The organism is Oligoflexus sp. (genome assembly GCF_035638955.1).
GTDB lineage: Bacteria > Bdellovibrionota_B > Oligoflexia > Oligoflexales > Oligoflexaceae > Oligoflexus.
The window spans coordinates 1-7,765 of the sequence record NZ_DASQYZ010000418.1; the positions used below are offsets into that span (position 1 = coordinate 1).

The window sequence follows — 7,765 nt, forward strand, 5'->3', positions numbered from 1 at the left end:
CCGGGATAGATCCTCAATCGATTTATCGCACTTAAGGTGAATTCGCCAGCTTCGTATTACCTGAAGCGCAGCTTTCCTTGACCTTTGACTCATGGCTGGAAGAAAGTTTGGATGCACCGTTCCCTTCCTGTCAATGCACCGGCTCGGCCTGAAGCTATATCCAAGAAAATCAAAGCTGATGTTCGAGTAGCTTTCTTTGCGGTTATTGTCCTTGCAATATATGATCCTTGATTTCTCAGGATGCATTTGTAATCCGCATTGTCTTTGCCATTTCCAGCTTTTTGGAATCCTTTTTTCCAGGACGCCCGCCGTTGCGGCCACGGGCTCTCGCAGCTTTAAGTCCAGCTTGTGTGCGCTCCACGATAAGCCCTCTTTCAAATTCGGCGAGTGCACCAAAGACATGAAAGTTCAAAACCTTAGAGTAAGTTTTCCCCCGGATGAGCCCGGTACCCCATGTAGCTCCGAACCGTCACGATTGAGTCATTCACACTCCCCTCATTGGCCACCAACGCCCTTCCACCTGACTTGCTCAAAGCTGCCTGTCTCAATATTTCCCAATCCCTACCGAATACTCATGAATGAAAATCCAGGAAATTGATCCCCATGGTTCAGGATCTGTGTGTGCAATATCCCACATGCTAGAGGTATTTGATGTCTTCTGACCAGCGCGAGGCCGACTTTGATAAACCAGGAAGTTTAAGTGTCCTGGAAGTATGGGGTTTTGGCTTTAGCGGACTTCTGCTTTGGTTCTGTTTGGCTCCAGGTGTCCATGCAGCTATGGGCCCTCAGGCCATGTTTATGTGGATACCTGTAGCCATCATCGGTATTTTTCTGAATCTACAGATTCGACGAATGGCCCTGACCTGGCCTGACCTTGCAGGCGGGACACCGATATACGCAACCAAACTTTGGGATCGTTTTCCTAAGGTCGGTAGATACATGGCTTTTGGATATTTTCAGGGGTGGATATCCGTTCCACCTATCTGCGCCATAACTCTGACAGACGTTTTGGCGGCTCATCTCCAGCCCTATGGAGTGGAACTGCCAATAATATTGACCCGAGTCGGGCTTACTGTGATTGTTTACGTTATAGCTTTCAGTAGCCTTAAGGCGTTGAGCGTACTTCATCTTTTCTTTACTTTGCCAGCAGTCGGATTGCTTCTTGCTTTCTGCGCCCAGGGTATGGGCTGGCTCTTAATCTCACCCTCAGCACCTGCAATCCTGCCCGCCGAATGGGGGGATTTCAATTTATCGCACTGGTCCCTCTGGTTTTTTCTAGCAGCTTATGCAGCTTATGGCTGTGAAACTGGTGCCGCTTTTAGTTCCGAATCCAATGATCCAAAGAAAGCTTCGAATGTCCTCGGGAAAGCAACGGTTCTCATCATTCCGGTATTTGTCCTCGGTTCATGGATTCTCATGCAAAATGTGCCCGGTCAGAAGCACGGTGATAACGTCTTTAAGAATCTGAGCGCAGCAGCTGTTCCTTTTTGGGGATCGATGTCGCCCATCTTCGTCACATTTCTCATTGCCGCGAGCTGCCTTTTAACAGCAGCCACTGCAGTTGGAATATGCCCACGAATCCTTTATCAACTTGCTCGCCACGCTAAGATCCCGAGTATATTTGGGCTGAAATCCCGGCATGAAGTGCATGGTCCGGCACTCCTGCTTTGTCTATTAAATAGCCTTATGTACCTCACTATGGATTTCGAAACCGCGCTGGTCATAGGTGAGACAGGTTACTATATCTCAATCATGGGGGTACACCTGGGTATCTGGATGCGGCGTGGCCACTCTGAATCCCGATGGCCAAGGCTGGCATTGATCTTTTTTTGCCTGGAAGCCTTAGTGCTCGCCCATGTTGCATTCAACAGCAGACCGCTGGGTATACTGCTGGGTATATTTGCGCCGCTGGTTGCATTAGGTTATTGCATTTACAGCGTTCGTCTGTCATTTGGTCCGTTTCGCGCGGATTGGTGGGCAGAAAAAGCTCGCATGAATTCCGTTTCATCGAGCCTGAGCTGGCAGGTGGCAATATGGATTTTCCTCCTCTGCACGGTCTCTGGTGTCACCTGGTCCGTAGCTCGATTACTGCAAAGTACGAGTCAAGGTGATCATGATCATAATATTTTGGCATTTGGCATCGTTGTCATGTCGTTTTTCGGCGTTGCGGTTGCTGCATGGACCAGCATTCGCCAATTTGCGGAGCTTGCGCTCGCGCGGCAGGAGCTTAGCCAAGCGCGTGATGAGCTGACGAGGAGATATGATCAAGCGAGTGGTGCAATTGAAAATATGGAGCAACAGAAGCAAACACTCATCGAAGCTATTGGTGACGGGATTTTCGGTCTCGATAAAAATGGTATCACCACTTTTATTAATCCTTCAGGTGCTTCCCTGCTCGGCTATACGCCTGCCCAGTTAATCGGTCAAGTTCAACATCAGATGGTGCATCATAGTTACGAAGATGGCAGCCATTATCCAAAAGATTGCTGTCCAATCTATGCTTCCATCACTGATGGTAAGGCGCGCACCTCAGATCGAGAATTTTTCTGGCGCAAGGATGGAACAAAATTCCCTATCGAATACACGACAGCGCCTCTGTTTGACAAGGGTGAAGTTCAAGGTTCTGTGATTATTTTTCGTGACATCACCGAGCGACTTCATGCTAACGAAAAGATCAGAATCAATGAGGAAAGGTATCGCCTGCTTATGGAGAATGTTCAAGGTTATGCCATCATAATGCTTGATTCCAATGGCAATGTGACCAATTGGAATTTGGGCGCTGAACGCATAAATGGTTATTCTTCCAAAGAAATCATAGGTCAACATTTTTCAGTTTTTTATCCACCTGAGCAGCAATCAAATGGATTGCCAGAGATAACTTTGCAAAAAACCCTGGAACTGGGGCGCTATGATACCGAAGGTTGGCTTATCAAGAAAGATGGCTCAAAATTTTGGGCGAGTTCCCTGCTCACAGCCCTATATGATATGAATGGAAAAATAAGGGGTCTAGCGCAGCTTACTCGAGACATGACTGAACGCAAGCAAGCTGAAGAAGATTTGCGAAATGCTCATCAGGACTTGGAGCAGCGCGTAATAGCCCGGACCCATGAATTGACTGAGTCGAACGAGCAGTTGAAAAATCAAATGGAAGCCCGCAAACAGATGGAATTAGAGCTTGCGCAGGCAAGGGATGCTGCATTGGAATCTGTACGCCTCAAATCAGAATTCCTGGCCAACATGAGTCACGAAATTCGAACTCCAATGAATGGGGTTATTGGTATGACCGGGCTTCTGCTTGACACCCCATTAACTGAGAAACAGTTCGAATTTGCGGAGACTATTCGAAATTGCGCCGATAGTCTTTTGACGGTCATCAACGATATTTTAGATTTTTCGAAAATAGACGCTGGAAAACTTGAGCTTGAAATGCTCGAATTTGATATTTATCAGGTTGTAGAAAGCGTTGTTGAACTTCTGGCTCATCAAGCCAATAGAAAACGCATAGAGCTGATCTCAATCATAGCATGTGATGTTCCCAGAAGACTAAAAGGGGATCCAGGTCGGCTGCGGCAGGTACTCATCAACCTTTTGAATAACGGTTTGAAATTCACTGAAAAAGGTAGTGTCACCATCAGAGTTTGTAAAGATGTTGCAACATTCGAAAGAATGACTCTTCGATTTGAAGTTGTCGACACCGGTATTGGTATTAAAGAAGCAACGCAAAATCGGCTTTTTTATGCTTTCTCGCAAGCAGATGGCTCAAATACACGTAAATATGGTGGCACAGGCCTGGGGTTGGCAATATCCAAACAACTTACGACTTTAATGGGAGGCAACATAGGAGTTCGTTCCAAACTGGGAGAGGGGTCAACGTTCTGGTGCTGCATTCCTTTCGATATCATTGAATCTGAAGCAGACGTTCAGGGTTTGAATCTATCCACTCTTTCAAACAAATGTGTTCTTATAGTCGATGATAACAGTATGAATAGTGAAATGCTTCAGGCCCAAACAGCGTCGTGGGGAATGATAAATAAAACCGTTGCTTCAGGGGTTGAGGCGCTTGAAAATATGCGCAGTGAAGCCATAGGTGGACGGCACTATGAGTTTGCTCTTATTAATATGCAAATGTCAGGGATGGACGGACTCCAACTTGCGAAGCGGATTAGAGCTGACCCCTTGATTCGCAAAGTAAAATTGATTCTACTGACTTCCCTTGAGATGATCATTCCGAGTGACGAGTTGGATAGTGCACATATTGCGGTCTGTCTGATCAAGCCCATCAAGCAATCCCAACTTTTTGATGCACTGACTTCACAAGGCTTGAAGCTTCCATTGAAGAGCACTGATGAGTCGAAAAATGACAGGGAAGGGCTCAAGACGGACAACATAGTCTCAAAAGCAGTGACTGATATTCGAATTCTTGTTGCAGAGGATAACCATATCAATCAGCGTATTGCCCTTTTGATCCTGCAGAGATTGGGTTACGCAGCCGAAGCCGTCGCCGATGGCCATGAGGTTCTTGCAGCGTTAGAACGTATCAGCTACGATATCATTTTAATGGATTGCCAAATGCCAGAGATGGATGGCTATATGGCTGCGGCTGAAATCCGTCAGCTTTCGAATGAAAAGCGCAATACTGTGATCATAGCTATGACTGCGAATGCCTTGCAAGGTGACCGCGAAAAATGCCTGAATGCTGGCATGAATGATTATATATCCAAGCCAGTAAATAGCAAAGATCTGCAATCAGTTCTTGAAAAATGGGTCAAGAAAGTCCTGGAGGTCAAAGGGATTTCAGTTCCTGAGGTGACTCGGAAAACAGGAAGCTGAGTGTCGTCTTAATTTTCACACTTTGCGTGGAGCGGCCATGCTGGTTGACCCCCTTTCACGGTATCAGAAAACAGCCACGCTGTTCTCCCCAATGCGAAGGGACGCATGGCGTTCTCGACTGGATTGGTATCAAGTCCGATCACGGGATCATCAAGAAATTTGACAAGTTTCGACCACTGTCCATCCATATATGTCAGAGCTTGGCCGGCGCGGGGCTGTCGGTCTTGTTGGTATCAACGTAGGAGCTATTTCCGCTGCCACTGGAGCTCACATTCATGACGCTAAACGGTGACGAGGCTGTAAAGGGATGAACGGCCGCTTGTGACAGACAGGATTCCAGTGCTGAGTTCTTTGCAAACTGTCCGCCTTCAGGATCGCTAAAACACAAGGGTACGGCTTTGCCGCCTCGACGAAGTAGAGGGTATGTGGGCAGCGTCCAAAATGCCCCGTGATCTGCATGAAGACAGATGGAACGCATGCTCTGATGAAATCACCTAGTACTACGATAAGTGTTCACGCTGAGGATTGGGCAGGTTTGCTTATTACCGAGGCTCGAGGCTGGCCGGTAGCACACGGCAGCGATAAGTCTTTCCCCGGAGCTCATAAGCGTACCAGCGGCCCATAGCATAGCTGGATACGGGATCACCCATGTTTGTCAGCATAATTTTGGCGTATTCAGAGGAGCATAATTGGTCATCGCCAATTGCGAGCTGGCAAGTCGAAAGAAGGTTGTCCGGCAGGCTGCACGTTTGGCCAGCCAAAACCGTAAGGTCCTTACGATGATAGCTTAAAATGACTTGGTCTGATATCTCGGGATCCCTTCCAAAGTAGGAGGAAAGGTTGCGTCCTAGGTCCTTGTCGCCAAAGTGGAGCAGCACGCCGTCGTGTGTAGTTTTAACCCACGCGGACAGAGTGAAAGGGTAATCTTCGGCGGGCAAATAACGACCGTTGTCGGTGCCGCTTATATAATCATTGGAGCCGTCAAGTTTCAGCGCTTTCCCATCCATGCCGGGGACGCTGCTGGAAGTGAAATTTAGTCCTCCTTTCAAACTGCCGTTATTCGCACGTTTACTTGCATCTCCTGCGGTTCTCCCCGTTAGCTCGTCAAATTTCCAGTGAACCAGTAATTCTGTTGGCTCACCTAAATTTGCTGAGCCGATGTTACTATATTGTGGGCTGCTGAAGACCTGATGGGACTGCACGCGGTACTCATAAATTGCATTCCCAGCTAACCCAACTTCGTAATAGACGGTTACGTTTGCATCCAGAAGGGCAATTTGAGCAAATGCGGTCGCGCCTCCCGCTTCGGGTACCTGATGCCATCAAAATATTTCAAGTCGAAATCCAAACTAGACAAACCGTCCCGCTCGAAACCTTCCTGGATCCATGAGTCAGCAGCTTCTTTCAACGATGGCCACGCATTCTGATCATTGACAACTGACTGATAGTGAGGAAGAGCTTCAATGTGACGTCCCTGCACATCCAGTGCGATAGCGAAATAGAATGCAACCAGTCTTCGGTGGTGTGGATCCAGACCCGGATGACCAAGCAGACCTTCCAATTCCATTGCCGCATCGTCGACCTGTTTCAGCTTGAGAGCCACAACAGCAGCACCTAGGCGATAGTAAGGGGAATCATCCAGCCGTGCCGCCGCACGCAAATACAGGAGTGACTTTTCCTTATCCTGCTCCTGATGGTACGCTTTATATGCTATTTTGAAGGACGCAAAACCAGGGAAGCGCTGTTCCAAAGGTTTGTCTTGTTGCGGCATGAATGTTTCCAAAGCCTCATTTTCGTATCGCCCGGAGAATCCATCCGTAAAATTCAGGGCTATAAACCGTCCCTCGCTCACGGGCGCCCGATCAATTCCGACCCAAATTGTGCCAGTATCCGGGAAAAATACAACGCCCTGGGTCTGATCTATAGTTGATACTATCCATGGACTATAACTCACAGGCTCTCTGGTGTAGGCGTGCGTCCGATCATCCAGTTACCCACAATTCAGCTCGAACCCGTCCCTTAGATCACTCAGCCTGCTCAGTCCTCTCCAGATCACCATATTTCCTGGAGGGGAGTCTGCTGGGCTCTGTCGCAAACATTTCCGAGGGTGAAGTGAGATTTTGAAGGGATCATTCCCCGGACGCAGTTATCCTGCGAGGGCATAGAATTGCTCGAATGGAGAGGAGCCCTGGGGTTCGATCTGGCCTTTTTTGATCATGGCCATTATCTCAATACCGGCAATTGTTTTTGTCGCCGACATGAAAGTTTTAAAGCCGAGCATGGGCCTTGTCCTTTGCCTTATGCGCCTGTGATCCTGCTCCACAATGTTGTTGAGATATTTCACCTGCCGGAGCTCGATGTCGGTGGAATGCTCATGATTGAAAGCCTTTAGGCCGGCGGCGTTTGCCCCTGACTTGTCGGTATTGATCTTTCCGGGGACACCGTGCTGACGAACGGCCTTTTTCAAAAACCTGAGAGCCGCTTTCTGATCCCGCTTTGCCGCAAGGAGAAAGTCTATCGTATCGCCATCCTCGTCCACTGCACGGTAAAGCCATTTAAGCTTCCCCTTGACCTTGATGGCCAGCTCATCCCAGAACCATCGCCCCGATACCGGCTTTTTCCGTTTTCTGAGCTCGGCCTCCAGCTGAGGGGTATAGTGGAGAACCCATCTGTGGATGGTCGAGTGATCCACCTGAACGCCGCGCCCCAGGATCATTTCCTCAAGATCCCTCGTGGAGAGCTCATAGCTGAGATACCTGCGAATGGAGGTCGATGGAATGGTCCCGCCGTATTGAAAAAAGGCCACGATGAGCCATATTGGGGCAAGTGTGGAATTCCAACCGGGAAATTCAAGCGAGAGGGAACCCCCATGAAAGAAATTACTGTACTGGCTGTAGACTTAGCCAAATCAAGCTTTCAAGTTCATGGCAATAAT

General features: G+C 48.3%; 4 protein-coding genes and 2 pseudogenes. 1 reads left to right on the top strand and 5 read right to left on the bottom strand.

Features of this window, described 5'->3' with window-relative positions:
- Window positions 1-235: 235 nt before the first annotated feature.
- Window positions 236-412 (bottom strand): annotated as a pseudogene (locus VE954_RS35345) (recombinase family protein); the annotation flags it as partial.
- 239 nt (window positions 413-651) lie between these two features.
- Between VE954_RS35345 and VE954_RS35350 the strand changes: the two are divergent.
- Window positions 652-4,830 (top strand): PAS domain S-box protein, encoded by a 4,179-nt coding sequence (locus VE954_RS35350; protein ID WP_324961978.1) that lies wholly within the window; start codon window positions 652-654, stop codon window positions 4,828-4,830.
- Window positions 4,831-4,838: 8 nt separating this feature from the next.
- On the opposite strand, the pseudogene VE954_RS43945 reads toward VE954_RS35350, so the two are convergent.
- From VE954_RS43945 to VE954_RS35365, 4 genes and pseudogenes are all read right to left on the bottom strand, one after another.
- Window positions 4,839-5,036, bottom strand: a pseudogene (locus tag VE954_RS43945) (IS66 family transposase); the annotation flags it as partial.
- Window positions 5,037-5,372: 336 nt separating this feature from the next.
- Entirely contained in the window at window positions 5,373-6,032 is a 660-nt protein-coding gene (locus VE954_RS35355; protein ID WP_324961980.1) for a hypothetical protein, read from the bottom strand.
- A 50-nt stretch (window positions 6,033-6,082) separates the two neighbouring features.
- Window positions 6,083-6,601: a hypothetical protein gene (locus tag VE954_RS35360; RefSeq protein ID WP_324961982.1), complete on the bottom strand. Its 519-nt coding sequence runs from the start codon at window positions 6,599-6,601 to the stop codon at window positions 6,083-6,085.
- A 375-nt stretch (window positions 6,602-6,976) separates the two neighbouring features.
- Window positions 6,977-7,639, bottom strand: coding sequence for an IS6 family transposase (locus VE954_RS35365; protein WP_414699060.1), 663 nt, complete (start codon window positions 7,637-7,639; stop codon window positions 6,977-6,979).
- Window positions 7,640-7,765: the final 126 nt, after the last annotated feature.